Origin of the sequence: Daejeonella sp., from assembly GCF_030695525.1 — a bacterium.
GTDB lineage: Bacteria > Bacteroidota > Bacteroidia > Sphingobacteriales > Sphingobacteriaceae > Daejeonella.
The window spans coordinates 87,535-104,518 of the sequence record NZ_JAUYSS010000058.1 but is presented as its reverse complement, the minus strand read 5'-3'; the positions used below and the strand labels follow the sequence as shown (position 1 = coordinate 104,518).

Genomic DNA, 16,984 nt, shown 5'->3' with positions numbered 1-16,984 from the left:
GAATAATCGAATAGCAAGGTAAACAGGTATGACTAAACGGAGTAATTGGAACAAAGTAATTCGATTTTGGAAGAAGCTTGGACCCGGGCTAATAACCGGAGCAAGTGATGATGACCCATCAGGTATTGCTACTTATTCACAGGCAGGAGCACAGTTTGGTCTCTCAACATTGTGGACTGCACTTATCACCTTTCCGCTCATGGCTGCAGTACAGGAGATGTGTGCCAGGATTGGTATGGTAACATCCAAAGGACTAACAGGTACTTTAAAGGAGCATTATTCAAAACCGGTATTGTATCTGATGCTTTTATTCAGCTTTCCTGCCATTGTGATGAATATCGGTGCAAATATTGCAGCAATGGGGGCCGTTGGAAATTTGCTGCTTCCATCTATAAATGCGAGTATTTTCAGCATTGGATTTACTATTCTACTGATGGGTATTTTTATATATCTGCCCTATCGTAAGTTTGCTTCACTTCTTAAATACCTTTGTATTGTTCTTCTTGTCTATTTAATTGTACCTTTTTTGTATGAACAGGATTTTCTTGCAATTTTAAAGGGAGCCTTTATTCCGGACATAAAATTTACGAAAGAATTCATTGGGATCCTTGTCGCAATTCTCGGTACAACCATTTCTCCCTATTTGTTTTTCTGGCAGGCAACGATGGTTGTAGAAGATCAGAACTTGAAAAGGAAAAGGATTATTGTCGATAAGCGGGTGCTGGAGGATTTGAAGCAGGATGTTGATTTCGGGATGCTATTTTCAAATGTGATTATGTTCTTTATCATTCTTACCTCCGGCACAGTATTGTTCAATGCCGGAATTCACAATATTGAAACTGTGGAGCAGGCAGCTTTGGCTCTTAGACCCTTAGCAGGAGATTCAGCTTACCTTTTGTTCGCTATAGGTGTAATTGGTACCGGTTTATTAGCTATCCCGGTGCTTTGCGGATGTTTATCTTATATTGTTACTGAAACTTTTGGATGGGAAAAAGGAATCAACAAAAAATTTCATCAGGCAAAAGCATTTTATTCGATCACTATCATCTCCCTGTTGCTTGGTTTAATGATGAATTATGTTGGGATTTCTCCTATTCAGGCTTTGTTGTGGTCGGCAATACTTTACGGAATTACTGCACCTGTGCTCATCCTGATTATCCTGAATATTGGTAATAATAAAGAGGTAATGGGTGAATTTACGAATAACAAGCGATCTAATTTTCTGGGTTATACAGCTTTTATCCTGATGAGCATTGCGGCACTGACCCTGTTGTATCTGTATATAGCCGACAAGTTGTTATAATGCCCGAATACCTGTTTTAAATTTTCAATTGATTTTATTCGTTGTAATCTGCATAAAAATTAGGGCCTGATTTTTGCAATAAAAATTTTATTTCCTGGGCTTGAGAAAATTCGGACTAATTTCAATCAAAATCATTTTATGGTTCATTGGGATCTTGTTATTAATTCTTGTACTCGCATACGTTCTGATACGTGTTCCGGGAGTGCAGAATATGGTTCGTAATAAGGCCGTTTCCTACCTTGAGGCTAAGCTAAAAACAAAGGTGGAGATCAATAAAATAAGTCTTGATCTGCCAAAATCACTGGTACTTGAAGATATCTATTTCGAAGATCAGAAACAAGATACCCTCTTATCCGGGGATACGCTTAAAGTTGATATCAGTCTGCTAAAATTACTTCGTAACCAACTGGAAATCAATGAAGTTGATTTGCGCGGGATCATCCTGAATGTGAAACGCACCACAGACAGCGTCTATAATTTCGATTATATACTGAAAGCATTCATGTCTGAGCAAAAAAAGAAAACTGCCCCCGTAGATTCTGCCTCAACCATGAAATTTTCAATGGTTAAGATCAACCTTGACCGAATTCAGCTTCGTTTCCAGGATGCGCTTATGGCTGCCGATGCCAATGTCTTTATAGGTCATTTTGATACCCGTATCCGTGAATTCGATCTGGAAAAAATGAAATTCAGTATTCCTGAAATAAAGCTGAGCGGACTGAATGCTTCAATTATTCAGTCAAAACAGGTTGCGCGATCAGAAACTCCGGAAACAGATTCATTAGAATCCGCTAAGCCATTTGATCTGGATCTGACCTTAGGTAAGATAAGCCTGGATAAGATCAGGTTTAATTATATAAATGATATTTCCGGGATAAAGAGTGATATTAATATAGGCAGCCTTCTGGCAGAGTTGAACTTGCTTGACCTGAGAAAGCAAAATATTGACCTGGAGAGTTTGGTATTAAAAAACTCAAAAATTGATTTCAGTCTTGCCAAAAAAGCACTCGCAAGTGTCGTTTCAAAAGAAGTTGGGCAGGAATTGGATGCGGTTTCTGATAACTGGACACTGAAGGCTGGCAAGATAGATCTCGAAAAAAATGATATAAAATTCGATGACCATAATCTTCCAAAACAATACAGGGGGATGGATTTCGGGCATCTTGATATCAAAGCACTGAATTTCGGACTGACTGATTTAAATTACTCTCCCGATTCTATATCAGGTAAGATTAATTCGGGAAGCCTAATTGAAAAAGGAAGTGCTTTCTCTTTACAGGGCATCCGAACCAATTTTGTTTACAGCCCTACCCGGATTTATCTGAATGACCTTTATTTGAAGACCCCGGGTTCTGAGATCAGAGATCGTATCCGTCTGAATTATGCTTCAATTCTGAGTCTGACTGAGAAACCCGGTGATCTTGGACTTGATGCCGACCTGAAAAACAGCCGGGTAAGTTTCAGGGATATCCTCACATTCGTTCCCGAAATGGCTTCCATTGATGTCATAAAAAGGACTCCGGATGCAGTTCTCAAAATCAATGGAAGAGTGAAGGGGAAGGTTAAAGATCTTTATATCCCTGAAATAGATATTTCCGGGTTCAGAAATACCAGTCTAAAAGCATCGGGCAGGATTAAAGGGCTGCCTGATATGAATAAGGCGTTTTTTGATCTCAATATTGCTGAGCTAAATACCAGGAGTAATGATATGGCTGTTATTTTACCCCCTGGAACTATCCCGGCAGATATCCGGCTTCCTGAAGTTATACGTTTAAATGGAAACTTCAAAGGAGGAATATCTAATTTCAATACCAGCCTGGATCTTAATTCAAGTTTTGGCCATGCCAAAACGAATGCTGGCTATGATTCAAGGAAATCAGGAAAGGAAAAATATCAGGCCGATATCAGTCTGTTTAATTTTCATGTTGGGAAACTAATTAAACAGGAAGGCCAGATCGGAAAGGTAAGCCTGTCAGCAAAAGTTTCAGGTACGGGTATAGATCCTAAAACGATGAATACAGTATTTGCTGCTAAGGTTCAGCATGCAGAATATAATGGCTATAATTACCGTGATTTGACTTTAAATGGCAATTCGAGAAATGGTAATTTGTTTGCTAAAGCCAAAATGCTCGATCCAAATCTTGTATTTGACGCTAATATACAGGCCGGTCTTTCAGGTAAATATCCAACATTAAAACTTAACCTTGACCTTGACAGTGCTAACTTTCAAAAGCTAAACTTTGTCAAGGAGGATCTCAGGTTTCACGGTAAAATTATTGCTGATCTTAGTACAGCAGATCCTGATTATCTGAATGGAAGGATCGTCCTGACCAATGCGATCATCGCCAGGGGGAAAGAACGCTATCAGCTTGATTCGGTCTGTATTGTTTCCACCGCAAATGCTGAAAGAAATACTCTGAAGTTAAGATCTGATGTGCTTAATGCAGATGTATGGGGTAAGTACAAGCTTACAGGCATTGGTTTTGCTGTGCAGGAGCTTGTAAACCGTTATTTTTCCACTGGAACAATTTCTGGCTCCAAGCCAAAATCACCTCAGATCCTAGTTTTTAATGCCAGTCTGATGAATGGTCCGCTTCTCAATTCACTGGTCCCACAGTTAAAAGAACTTGCCTCAGTAACGTTAAATGGCCGTTTAAACAGTGAACAGGCTGAGCTTTTTCTAAACGTATCAGCTCCCCGGGTAGTTTATGGAAACAATGACCTTAGCAACCTGCTGTTGAACATAAATACCGGCGATAGTGCCCTGAATTATTCGGCTGGTATTGGAAATATTACTACTCCGCAATTACAATTGCAGAATACTACGCTGAAAGGAAAGGCACAGAATAACATTCTGACCACAGATCTGCAGGTTTATGACCGCGAAAAAAAGCCGCATTACCATTTAGCTGGCCAGTTACGTGCCCTGAATCCTGAATTTGTATTCAGTTTAATATCAGATGGTTTGATGCTTAACTATGAGCCCTGGGCAGTTGCTGAAGCAAATGAAATCAGGTTTGGTACTAAGGGGATACAAGCAAGCAATTTTGTGATCAGCAATAATTCTCAGAAACTGGGTGTTAACACTGTACCTCCCGGATTAAATAATCCATTGCAGATAGCATTCAACAATTTTAAGATCGAAACCATCAGTTCAATGGTTAAAAAGGATTCTCTTTTCATTGGCGGAACGATCAATGGGAATGTATTGGCTAGTGAATTGGCTTTAAGTCCGGTTTTTACAACAGATTTGAGTATTGATGATTTTAATTTTAGGGGTGATACCCTCGGACTTGTGACCCTGAACTTAAATAACCGGCAAGCGAATATTTTAGCTGCTAATGTCAGTATTAAGGGCAAGGGTAATGATCTTCTGCTTGATGGAAATTACAATTTGGGCAATAGCAGTTTCGACTTAGATCTGGATATTAAGAATCTCAATTTAAAGAGTATTGAAGGATTTACATTCGGTGCAATAAACAAGGCTAGCGGAAGCATAAATGGCCGCCTTGGAATCAAAGGTACGGTTGATGAACCTCAGATCCTTGGAGGAATAAATTTCAATCAGGCTGCTTTCAATTTAAGTATGCTGAATTCTTATTTTAAGGTCAGGGATAACGAGCTCAGGTTTAATTCGGATGGAATTGTTTTTGACAAGTTCACTGTGGTTGATTCTGCACAGAATACAGCATTTGTCAATGGCATCATTTTTACAAAAAACTATATTGATTACCGTTTTGATCTGGATATTGAGGCCGATAATTTCAGGGTAATGAATTCTACTGAAAAAGACAATGAACTGTACTATGGCAAATTATTTCTTGATACAAAGTTGTCTCTAGGAGGTTCCCAGAACAGTCCCTCGGTTGATGGCACTTTGAAGGTGAATGATCAGAGTATTTTCACCGTAGTATTACCTCAAACCAACCCCGCAATAGAGGAGCGACAGGGAATTGTTGAATTTATTGATATGGATCACCCTGAACTGGCCTCCATTTTAAGTGCTGAATTAGATTCTTTAAACCAGTCATCCATCACCGGTATGAATGTATCTGTCAATCTTGAAATAAACAAGGAAGCTGAGTTCAACATTATCATTGACAAGGCAAACGGCGATTTGCTCAGTTTAAAAGGTGAAGCCCAATTAAATGCCGGGATAGATCCGAGCGGTAAAGTGACATTGACCGGTACCTATAATCTGGATGAAGGGGCTTATGAACTTTCATTCAATTTGCTTAAACGCAAGTTTGAGATCGAAAAAGGAAGTACCATCACCTGGACCGGGGAACCTACTACTGCTGATATCAAACTGACTGCCGTTTATATTGCCAACACAGCTCCTCTCGATCTGGTGGATAATGTATTGGGTGATGCACCGCAATCACAGAGGAATACCTATAAACAAAAGCTTCCTTTTGAAGTTAACCTGAGTATGAAAGGTGAGCTTCTCAGGCCTGAGATCACTTTTGATATTATATTGCCTGAACGTAATTACAATGTTTCTACCGATGTTACCGGAACTGTGAATACAAGGCTGGAACAACTCAGACAAGAGCCGTCTGAATTAAATAAACAGGTATTCGCATTACTGCTTCTGAACCGATTTGTTGGTGACAATCCATTCTCATCTTCAGCAGGCGGCGGTGGAGCTGAATCGCTGGCAAGGCAGAGTGTAAGTAAGATTTTATCTGAACAACTGAATAATTTGGCTGGTAATCTAATCGCCGGTTTCGATCTGAACTTCGACCTTGAAGCTACCGATGACTATACTACCGGTCAGCGTGCAAACCGTACAGAACTGAATGTTGGTTTATCCAGGAGGCTGCTGAATGACAGGCTCCGGGTTAATGTGGGAAGTAATTTTGAACTGGAAGGGCCGCAACAGCCTGGAGCCAGGACCAGTAATCTTGCCGGAGATGTATCAGTAGAATATCAGCTCTCAAAAGACGGAAGATATCTTTTGAGAGCCTATCAGAAAAACGAGTATCAGGTTTCTATCCAGGGTCAGGTCATAGAAACAGGCGTCGGCTTTATTCTCACCATGGATTATAATAAGTTCAAGGAGATATTCCAGACAGGAATTAAAGATTTAAAAAGACGGCGCAGGGCAGAACGTGCTGAAGGGAAAGAATCAAAAGATAATGAATAGGATAATATTTGGTTTTTTATTTGGGATAATATTTTTATCATCATGCGGTGTCACGAAGTTTGTACCGGAAAATGATAAATTATACACGGGCGCAAGTGTGAAAATTGATGATAAGGATATCAGTAAAAAAAAGAAAAAGGTTCTGGTAAACGACTTGGAAGGCGTTCTAAGGCCCAAACCTAACAGTAAGGTTCTGGGAATTCCATTTAAGTTGATGATTTATAATCTTAAAAGTAAATCCGGAAAAGGTCCGGGAAGCTGGTTGAGCAGAAAATTCGGTGAAGCCCCGGTACTATTCAGTACAGTGAAAGTTGATTTCAACCGGGGACTGATCGCAAACCGGCTTGAGAACCTCGGATATTTCAGGGGAAGTGATACCACTGAAACAGTCTTTAAAGGTGATACAAAAGTCCGCATGATCTATCATGCAATGGCAGGACCTCAGTATATGATCAACAGTGTAAGATTTACAACAGATAGTTCAAGCCTTGGCAAGGCGGTAACAGCGAGTTCAGCGGGAACATTTCTTAAAGCCGGTGATCCTTATAGTCTGGATGCTGTCAAAGCTGAAAGGGAGAGGATTAACGGACAACTGAAAGAAAAAGGTTTTTATTTTTTCGGTTCGGATGACCTGATTGTTCAGGTGGATAGTACAAATAACCAGAATATGGTAGATATGTATGTCAATATTAAAAAGACTGTTTCACAAAAAGCAAGAGATATTTATAAAATTAGAAATATTTATATCTATCCCAATTATAAACTAAACGATAGTACAAGTTTTAGTAAAGAAAATGCTGAGATATATGGGGATTTTAATGTAATTGACCCGGAAAATACTTTTAAGCCGGAAGTATTTGAACGAACTATGTTTTTCAATAAGGGGGATGTTTATAACCGCCGGGATCATAATCTTTCTTTAAACCGTCTGGTAAACCTGGGAACTTTCAGATATGTTAAGAACAGGTTTGAGGAGACAGATAGTATTGGGAGGCCAGAGCTCGATGTTTCCTACCAGCTCACTCCGTATCAAAAAAAATCTATCCGTGTTGAATTAACAGCAAGGTCAAACTCTGCCAATTTCAATGGATCTGAAATTACTTTGGGCTGGAAAAATAGGAATACCTTCAGGGCTGCCGAATTGCTGACAGTTTCTGCCTATCTTTCATCTGACTATCAGGTCTCTGCCGCCAGTAAAAGTTTTAATAATATTTACAGGTATGGCCTGGAAACAAATTTGTTAATACCCCGGTTTATCAGTCCGTTTAAGTTTAAGACGAACAGCGCTTATATTCCAAGAACCCGTATCTCACTGGGATATGATTTTTTAAATCGTCCGAAGAATTATACGCTAACTTCACTGCGAAGCTCTTTTGGATATTCATGGAAAGAGAGTACAAATAAAGAACATCAACTAAGCATTTTGGCACTTAATATGGTGCAACCGTCTAAAGTTTCGGCTTCCTATGATTCACTGGCTTTAATAAATCCTACACTGAGGCATACCATTGAAGAGCAATTTACGATAGGGCCGATGTATAATTTCACTTTTACGAATACCGCCGAAACCAACAGGAAAAATACATTTTATTACAATGGCAATGTAGATATTTCAGGCAATTTACCCGGATTGAATTCACTCATCAGTACTCCATTTTCACAATTTTTTAGGTTCGAGAATGATTTCAGACATTATTTAAAGCTTGGGTTGAAATCTCAAATTGCTTCCCGTCTGATCGCTGGTTATGGTCATTCCTACGGTCAATCGGTTTCACTCCCTTATGTAAAGCAATTTTTTATAGGCGGAACCAACAGTCTCCGCGGGTTTCGTGCACGTACTTTGGGGCCAGGTGTCTATCGGGATCCGAATATTAACTTAGATCAGATCGCCGCAGATCAGTCGGGTGATATTAAGCTTGAATTTAATACTGAATACCGTCCCAAAATTGCCGGAATCTTAAACGGGGCAATTTTTATGGATGCCGGTAATATCTGGCTGAAGCACCAGGAAAGTGGACCAATGGCAAGACCAGGAGTAAAATTCAGTAAAGATTTTCTAAAAGAGCTGGCTGTCGATGCAGGAATAGGACTCCGGATGGATCTTTCATTTTTAATTCTGCGCACTGATCTGGCATTTCCTCTTCGTAAGCCATGGCTGCCTGATGGAGATCGGTGGGTACTGAATAGGATTAATTTCGGAGACAGAAATTGGAGGCAGGACAATTTAGTGTTTAACCTGGCAATTGGCTATCCTTTTTAATTGCCGGAAACCCTGTCTGAATCTTAACTTTTCGGATATGTCGTTCAAACGCCGATATTTCATACCCTGCCTGAAGACACCACCAATACCTTGCCATAGAAACTTGTTTATCAGAGCCCTTTCATAATGTCTTAGCGTCCGGTTTTACACCATGCTGCCCTTTTCATAAAATTCCTGCACCCAATTATGTCAATATTTGCCTGAACTTTTTTCAATCCAATAAATTTTCTATTAATTAGATAAATAAAATGACGATGATCCTGAAAGGCTAAAACAGTTTTCAGGAAATTTCCAAGAAATCATATGAATTATAAACAATACGTAGAAAAATACAAAGACAACCTTTTGAACGATATAGTTCCCTTTTGGCTTAAGAATTCGAAGGATGAGGAGTATGGTGGTTTTTTCACTTGTCTCGATAGAGAAGGTAAAGTATTCGATACCGATAAATTTGCCTGGCTTCAGTTCAGGCAGGTATGGTGTTTTAGTATGCTATACAATCAGGTGGAACAGAAAAAAGAATGGCTGGATTTTGCAATTCAGGGTGCTGAATTCATGAAGAAACACGGAAAGGACAATGAGGGGAACTTCTATTTTTCTCTCACCCGTGAAGGCCGGCCATTGATACAGCCATACAATATATTTTCTGATTGTTTTGCTGCTATGGCCTTTGCCCAGCTTTACAGGGCAACCGGTATAGAGGAATATGCACAGCTCGCATTAAATACCTTTAATAATATTCTCAAAAGAAAGGATGATCCGAAAGGAAAATTCAATAAGGCCTTCCCGGGAACCCGTCCGCTTCAGGGCTTTTCATTGCCGATGATCCTTTGTAACCTGGTTCTTGAATTGGAACATCTTCTTGAACCCGATTTGATTGAAAAGACTATAAATGATGGCATCCATTCTGTAATGGAGGTATTTTATCAGGAAGATCTTGGAATTATACTCGAAAATGTGAAGCCCGATGGTTCCTTTTCCGATACATTTGAAGGCCGCTTGGTTAATCCGGGTCATGGATTGGAATCCATGTGGTTCATTATGGATATTGCAGAGCGAAGAAATGATCAGGCACTTATTAGAAAAGCGGTAGATATTAGCCTTAATATTCTTGAATATGGCTGGGATAAGGAATTTGAAGGTATTTTGTACTTTAGGGATGTTAAAGGGCACCCACCACAGCAATTGGAATGGGATCAGAAACTCTGGTGGGTACATATGGAAACCCTGATTACGCTCCTGAAGGGATATTACCATACCGGAGATCAGCGTTGCTGGGATTGGTTTGAAAAGGTGCATCAATATACCTGGAAGCATTTTCCGGATGCCAATATGGGAGAATGGTATGGTTATCTGAACCGAAGAGGGGAAGTTTTACTTTCTTTAAAGGGCGGAAAATGGAAAGGATGTTTCCATGTTCCCAGAGGCTTATACCAATGCTGGAAGACACTGGAGAAAATAGAAAGAAAATATTCAAAATAGCCCTGGTAATTGGGCTTAAAGCCAAAAGCATAAAGCCGAAAGCAATAAAAAAAAGAAAACATATATGGCAAATATACCATTGCAGAGCACGGTAGTTTCGGATCAGGAGAATTCGGGACAGAATTACACGCCTGCCCTCATATCCCTGGCAGTATTGTATTTTATGAATGGCTTTATTACCTGCCTGAATGACACTCTGGTGCCATTTTTTAAGGAGGGGTTTACACTTAGCTATGCCGATTCTTCGCTCGTTCAGTTTTACTTCTTTCTTACTTATGGATTGATGTCTTTTCCGGCAGGAATGATCGTTGAGCGGATTGGATATAAGAACGGTATGGTACTTGGATTTGCCATTGCTGCTATTGGCGCTTTATTATTCTATCCTGCCGCTGATATGCATCTTTATTACTTGTTCTTAGCAGCTCTTTTTGTTTTAGCTATTGGAATCGTTGTTTTACAGGTAGCCTCCAACCCTTATATTACGGCATTAGGTCCGGCGAAAACAGCCTCTTCAAGATTAACTCTGATTCAGGCTGTTGGCTCTATCGGGACAACGGTAGCACCAATTTTCGGTGCCCATTATATCTTATCCAGATTACAGGAATCTGGTTCATCAAGCGATGCGGTGAAATATCCTTATCTGGGTATAGCCGCATTATTGATATGCATTGCATTGGTAGTTTATAATTTAAAACTTCCTAAGATCAGTACAGGTGCCGGAGGTTTCCAAGCTAGTTACGAAGAAAGAATCAGCATTTTCTCATTCCGTAACCTGAATTTTGGGGCATGGGCAATATTTGCTTATGTTGGTGCGGAAGTGTCGATTGGTACTTTCCTGACCAATTATATTGCTGATACAATAAATGTGGGGGTTGAGAATGCTAATTCATATGTTTCCTATTACTGGGGAGGTATGCTTGCCGGCCGTTTGATAGGATCCTATTTGCTCAAAACGATCAGACCTTCATTTGTTCTGACTGTTTGTGCAGCTGCTGCGATTCTTTTGGTAGTTCTTTCTGTAAGTACTTCAGGAACATTCGCTATCTGGTCAATGATAGGAGTGGGGCTATTTAACTCGGTTATGTTTGCGATTATTTTCTCACTTTCTGTACAAGGATTGGGCATTTATACCACCAAAGCTTCCGGCGTTTTATCTACAGCGATTGTCGGGGGTGCCATTGTCTCTTTTTCACAAGGTTATGTTAAAGATCATTCAAGCTGGGCCGTGGCATTTATGATTCCTGTACTTTGTTATTTATATATCGTATTTTTTGGTGTGAATGGCTATAAATCAAAAACTGAGAGTTTATGAAAAGAAGAAATTTTATAGGCCTGACAGGGTTGGGAGCTACAGGATTGGTTTCAGGTACCCTATCGGCATTTACGCCGGATGTATTTGTTACAGCTTTTAGGAAAGATCTGGATGCCTCTGAACTAAATGCGACTCTGGTAATTGCAGGGGGAGGAATAGGGGGCTGTGCAAGCGCTTTATCGGCTTTGCGAAATGGACTGGATGTAATTATGACCGAAGAAACCGACTGGATTGGAGGTCAGCTTACTTCGCAGGGTGTGCCACCTGATGAGCATACCTGGATCGAAACCCATGGTGCACCTAAATCGTATCGTGATTACAGAAATGCAGTCAGGGACTATTATAAAAAGAACTATCCAATTACAGCAGCAGCAAAATCACGGCAATATCTGAATCCGGGGAATGCAGTAGTTTCGGCTCTTTGCCATGAGCCAAGAGTATCACTTGCGGTTCTGCATGAAATGCTGGCTCCGTATATCAGTTCGGGTAAACTCACCTTACTCACTGAACATAAAATTCGTTCTGCTGAATATTCAGGTAATAAGGTGAAGGCTTTAAATGCTCAAAGTCTAAGGACGGGTCGTTCCTATGTACTAGAAGGAACATATTTTGTAGATGCTACTGAAACCGGCGAATTGCTTCCGATGACAGGCACTGAATTTGTGATGGGAACAGAATCGCGCAACGAAACCCGTGAGCTTCATGCCCCATTAAAGGCTGATCCGGATAATCAGCAGGCTTTTACGGTATGTTTTGCGATGGATTATGTTCCCGGATCAAATAATGTTGCGGATAAACCGGCTGAATATGATTTCTGGCGAAACCTGGTTCCCAAAATGAGTCCTGCATGGTCGGGAAAATTGCTGGATCTGAATTATTCGAATCCTAAAACACTTGAGAAGAAAACACTTGGCTTTAACCCGGATGGGAGTCCGACTGACCCCTACCTGAATCTATGGAATTACCGGCGCATACTGGCGAAGGATAATTTCATGCCCGGAGCATTCAAAGGTGACATTAGTACTGTGAATTGGCCTCAGAATGATTATACACTTGGCAACCTTGTAGGTGTATCCCAAAAGGAATTTGATCATCACCTGGGGCGAGCTAAGCAGCTTAGTTTATCCTTGTTTCACTGGCTGCAAACTGAAGCTCCCCGTCCGGATGGAAAACAGGGATGGCCCGGACTTCGTTTGAGAAAGGATATCATGGGAACTGAAGATGGTATGGCCAAATATCCGTATATCAGGGAATCAAGGCGTATTAAAGCTATGTTTACTGTTTTGGAAGAGCACGTTGGTCAGGAAAATCGTATTCAGGTAGCAGGAGCAGAGGCAGGGAAAAAAGCAGCTGATTTCTATGATAGTGTAGGTATCGGATATTACCATATAGATCTTCACCCAAGCAGCCGCGGTAACAATTATATTGATTTTGCCTCACTTCCATTTCAGATACCATTAGGTTCATTATTGCCTGTAAAGATGGAAAATCTTTTACCTGCTAATAAGAATATCGGAACCACTCATATTACTAATGGCTGTTATCGTTTACACCCTGTTGAATGGAGTATAGGTGAAGCAGTTGGCTTATTAGTCAGCTATTCTCTGAAAAAGCAGGTAATTCCACAGAAGGTCAGGGAAGGAAAGCAATTGCTGGAAGAGTTTCAGGAGTTTATTGGGAAGCAGGGGGTGGAGAGGAAATGGAGGTAAGAAGAAAGCTCAAATCAGAAAGCTCAAAGTTTTAGGTTGTAAATTTTGAAAAATGCATTTTGAGTGGAATATTGATTAATGAGTTTAAATTAAGGCAGAAAAGGATTGACATGAACAAGTTGAGGTTTGTTATATTAATTGGATTTCTACTGTTGCCGGTTTTATTATCAGCCCAAAGTGCATTTATAAAAGTCAGGGAGGAGCTTATATTTCAGGATGTCCCTTTTGCACAATGTCATGCATCTACTTTATTGGAAACATCGAATGGTGAAATTCTAGCTGCCTGGTTTGGGGGTACTCATGAAGGCAATAAGGATGTAAAGATATGGACTTCAGCAAATTTCGATGGCAAATGGACTGTTCCTAAGGTTGTTGCAGAAGGTAATTTTGGTGCAGCAGGTACTTTCCCTCTCTGGAATCCTGTATTATTTAGAAATTCAGCCGGTAAAATTTTCTTGTTCTATAAGGCCGGACCAAATCCACGGGAATGGTGGGGCATGTATAAAACTTCCCAAGATCGGGGTAAAACGTGGTCGGAAGCTATTCGTTTACCGGATGGGATTCTTGGTCCGATAAAAAACAAACCGGTTCAGCTCATGGATGGTACCATTCTTTCACCATCCAGCACTGAAACTATGGAAAACTGGAAGGTTCATATTGAAAGATCAATAGATCAGGGGAAAACTTGGCAAAGGATTCCTGTTGACCCTGATACTGAGTTTGGGGTAATTCAACCCAGTATTCTGACTTATCCTGATGGTAGATTACAGATTCTATGCAGGAGCAAGGAGGGTAATGTGATAGAGTCCTGGTCAGATGACAATGGACTGACCTGGAGTAAAATGAAACGTACAGTATTGCTTAATCCAAATTCAGGTACTGATGCTGTAACTTTGAATTATGGCTCTCAGCTAATTGTTTACAATCCCTTGATTCCAGGTAAGGAATGGTTTAACGGAAGGTTCAAATTAACTATTGCTCAATCTTCAGATGGTGCGAAATGGAAGGATGTGATGATTCTGGAGGATGGTACTAAAGAAGAATATAGTTATCCTGCGATCATTCAAACCAGAGATGGAAGAATACACATTTCATATACTTTTGATCGAAAAAACATTAAGTATCTTGTTATTGAAAATAATTGATTTTGAATAAACATTTGATTCGAAATTTAATAGGACTAATGACCTCTCATATCTAATATCTCAACTCGATAGCTATCGGGTCTCACATCTCACATCTCATATATGAAAAGAAGAGAAATATTAAAGAGTCTGACTATTCTGCCATTAGCAGGTGCTCTAACAACTAAAACCGCAGAAGCCGAAGCGGTTCAAAAATCAGATTGGACTCCCAAAAAAGTTGCAATTCCAAGTCCGTATCCAAGTACCAGTCCCTTATCCGCCTGCATCCGTTCAGGTCATCTGGTGTTTATCAGTGGTGTTGGAGGATGGTATGCCGACAGAAGAAAGGAGCCAGGAGATATTCAGGTGCAAATTAGAAGTGCCCTCGAACATATGAGAAACCTTCTCGAAAAGGCCGGTACTAATATGGGAAATGTACTCAAGGTACATATGTCATTAGCTGAACCAAATAAGAATATTAAAGCTCTTAATGAGGTTTATGGTGAATATTTTCCGGATCCGAAACCCGTGCGTTCTTATACTGGTTGTAGTCTTGAGAATATGGGTAGGGAGGGTATACTGGTTCAGATAGATTGTATCGCTTATATAGATTAAGCTCATAATTATTTTTATTGGCTGGAGCTTAAGGCTTTTCGCACATTTCAATGCAATAATTAATTGAAATTGGATATCTATTGCCTGATCTCGAAAATATTTTAGCTAATATAATTAAGATTAGCTATTTAAATAATGGAGTATCAGATTTATTTATCTGTAAGTGTACCAGATTGGCTTAAGTGCTGAAAGAAATTGCCTGATTCAAAAGAATTGTTGTCAGATATTAGTATTTTTAATGACCTGAAAAACTATGCCCGAACAACCTAATAACTTCAATTGGTCATTAAAGAACCTTTTATCTACTATTCCAGATTCTCTTGAGCAATCCAGAGTCAAGATTCTATATACATTTCTGATTTTATCTATATTAAAGGTATTGATTGTTATTCCTATTGCCTATCAAAACAATCAAGTTCCTCAGTTGAAACTAGCATTTATATTGCTGATTGGCTATGTTTTACTGACAAAATTATTGCTGAGTCATAAAAGATATGCGGTTTTGATTTCTCATATCATGATCATCGCGGGCTTGATGATCGTCATTATCGTTCTTTTCGGCTATGCAAAAACCATAAATATCATGGCCATGCAATTTATGTTCATGGTGATATTAAGTGGGTTTTATTTATTGAACAGGGGTTTTGGTATTTTTTATTCTATCCTTTCGATTATTCCTGTTATCCTTTTCCTGTTTAAAAATGGGGATCTTCAGAATCTTAATAATAGTCCGGAAGGATTGAGTTCACCAGCTTATGAAATTATGGTTTTCCTGAATTTCATTACGATGGTATTGGGACATTATCTATTTCATCAGGCATTTAGCCGAAACGTGAAAGAGAAGGAATTGCTAAATGAGAAACTACTAATCGCAGTGGAGGAAGCAAATATTGCTGCTCAGTCGAAATCCGACTTTCTCTCAACAATGTCGCATGAGTTAAGAACACCCTTAAACTCTGTTATTGGGATGGCTGAACTTCTGAGTGATGAGCTCACGAGTCCTGAACAGGAAGAAAATCTCAAAATTCTTAATTTTTCAGCTGCCAGCCTTCATACCTTAATAAATGATATTCTGGATTTTAATAAACTGGGTTCTGAAAAACTTTATCTTGAATCAATAGCAGTTAATCTTCACTCCCTGATTCATAATATTTGTTCAGGTTTGAGAATACAGGCGAGGGAAAAGGGACTTGAACTAGTTCTTGAACTGGATGAAGAATTAAAACAAATTCCAATCTCTACTGATCCTACACGAATCAGTCAGATTTTATTTAATCTGACAGGTAACGCCATCAAGTTCACTTCAAGTGGTAGTGTAAAGATTCAAGTTGAGGTTCTTGATAAAGATGCTGATAAAATCAGTGTTCGTTTTTCGATCTCAGATACAGGAATTGGTATTAATGCAGAAAAAATGGAATCTATTTTTGAGCCGTTTACACAGGCTTCAACAAGTACAACACGGAATTATGGTGGAACCGGACTTGGGCTTGCAATAGTTAAACGCTTACTTACTTTATTTGAAAGTTCTGTACATCTTGAAAGCGAAGAGGGTAAGGGGTCGAAATTCTGGTTTGATATTAGCTTTAAACGTTATAATCAAGCACTGGATAATGATACTAACAGCAATGAGCAAATCTATGACCTCAAGGGTTTGAGGGTACTTGTAGTTGAAGATAATCCGGTAAACAGTTTGCTCCTAAAAAAGATCTTCCAGAAATGGAGTAATATTCCGGATTTTGCCAGGGATGGTTATGAAGCATTGGATAAGGTTATTGCCAACGAGTATGATCTGGTCTTAATGGATATTCACATGCCTCTACTGGATGGTTATGAAGCTACATTGAAAATCCGTGAACTGTCGGATAAGGAAAAGTCTTTAGTCCCTATCATTGCCTTAACTGCATCAGTGTCGAGTAATCTAAATGATAAAATTCGTGAAGCTGGAATGAATGATTATTTGTCGAAACCTTACAATCCAAAAGAGCTTTATTCAAAGCTTAGGGAGATTGCACTAAGAAAAAAATAATAAA

The 16,984-nt window shown here is 39.5% G+C and carries 9 protein-coding genes; all 9 read left to right on the top strand.

Translation table 11 applies throughout. The features are described 5' to 3' along the window. Positions 1–28: 28 nt before the first annotated feature. Entirely contained in the window at positions 29–1,303 is a 1,275-nt protein-coding gene (locus tag Q8S11_RS13760; protein WP_305662694.1) for an NRAMP family divalent metal transporter, read from the top strand. A 100-nt stretch (positions 1,304–1,403) separates the two neighbouring features. After that, a complete protein-coding gene (locus Q8S11_RS13755; protein ID WP_305662693.1) occupies positions 1,404–6,452 on the top strand; it encodes a translocation/assembly module TamB domain-containing protein in 5,049 nt (1,682 codons plus the stop codon). Continuing rightward, the gene (locus Q8S11_RS13750; RefSeq protein WP_305662692.1) at positions 6,445–8,712 is read left to right on the top strand and encodes a BamA/TamA family outer membrane protein; all 2,268 of its coding nucleotides are present in this window, start codon (positions 6,445–6,447) and stop codon (positions 8,710–8,712) included. Before Q8S11_RS13755 ends, Q8S11_RS13750 begins: the two co-directional genes overlap by 8 nt. A 303-nt stretch (positions 8,713–9,015) precedes the next feature. Next, positions 9,016–10,194: an AGE family epimerase/isomerase gene (locus Q8S11_RS13745; RefSeq protein ID WP_305662691.1), complete on the top strand. Its 1,179-nt coding sequence runs from the start codon at positions 9,016–9,018 to the stop codon at positions 10,192–10,194. Between the two features lie 64 nt (positions 10,195–10,258). Further along, positions 10,259–11,506 carry a sugar MFS transporter gene (locus tag Q8S11_RS13740; protein WP_305662690.1) on the top strand — a complete coding sequence of 416 codons (1,248 nt, stop codon included), beginning with the start codon at positions 10,259–10,261 and terminating at the stop codon, positions 11,504–11,506. Beyond that, positions 11,503–13,215 (top strand): FAD-dependent oxidoreductase, encoded by a 1,713-nt coding sequence (locus tag Q8S11_RS13735; protein WP_305662689.1) that lies wholly within the window; start codon positions 11,503–11,505, stop codon positions 13,213–13,215. The genes Q8S11_RS13740 and Q8S11_RS13735 overlap by 4 nt, the downstream gene beginning before the upstream one ends. 59 nt (positions 13,216–13,274) lie before the next feature. Further along, positions 13,275–14,360, top strand: a complete 1,086-nt coding sequence (locus Q8S11_RS13730) for an exo-alpha-sialidase (protein WP_305662688.1) — start codon at positions 13,275–13,277, stop codon at positions 14,358–14,360. 102 nt (positions 14,361–14,462) lie between these two features. Continuing rightward, positions 14,463–14,954, top strand: a complete 492-nt coding sequence (locus Q8S11_RS13725; protein ID WP_305662687.1) for a RidA family protein — start codon at positions 14,463–14,465, stop codon at positions 14,952–14,954. A 253-nt stretch (positions 14,955–15,207) separates the two neighbouring features. After that, complete coding sequence (locus tag Q8S11_RS13720) at positions 15,208–16,980, top strand: ATP-binding protein (RefSeq protein ID WP_305662686.1); 1,773 nt, start codon at positions 15,208–15,210, stop codon at positions 16,978–16,980. Positions 16,981–16,984: the final 4 nt, after the last annotated feature.

Bases quoted from the DNA above. Each gene is read 5' to 3' on its own strand.
- Q8S11_RS13745 (WP_305662691.1), top strand. From the start codon at position 9,016: ATGAATTATAAACAATACGTAGAAAAATACAAAGACAACCTTTTGAAC.
- Q8S11_RS13725 (WP_305662687.1), top strand. From the start codon at position 14,463: ATGAAAAGAAGAGAAATATTAAAGAGTCTGACTATTCTGCCATTAGCA.
- Q8S11_RS13735 (WP_305662689.1), top strand. From the start codon at position 11,503: ATGAAAAGAAGAAATTTTATAGGCCTGACAGGGTTGGGAGCTACAGGA.
- Q8S11_RS13740 (WP_305662690.1), top strand. From the start codon at position 10,259: ATGGCAAATATACCATTGCAGAGCACGGTAGTTTCGGATCAGGAGAAT.
- Q8S11_RS13760 (WP_305662694.1), top strand. From the start codon at position 29: ATGACTAAACGGAGTAATTGGAACAAAGTAATTCGATTTTGGAAGAAG.
- Q8S11_RS13750 (WP_305662692.1), top strand. From the start codon at position 6,445: ATGAATAGGATAATATTTGGTTTTTTATTTGGGATAATATTTTTATCA.
- Q8S11_RS13720 (WP_305662686.1), top strand. From the start codon at position 15,208: ATGCCCGAACAACCTAATAACTTCAATTGGTCATTAAAGAACCTTTTA.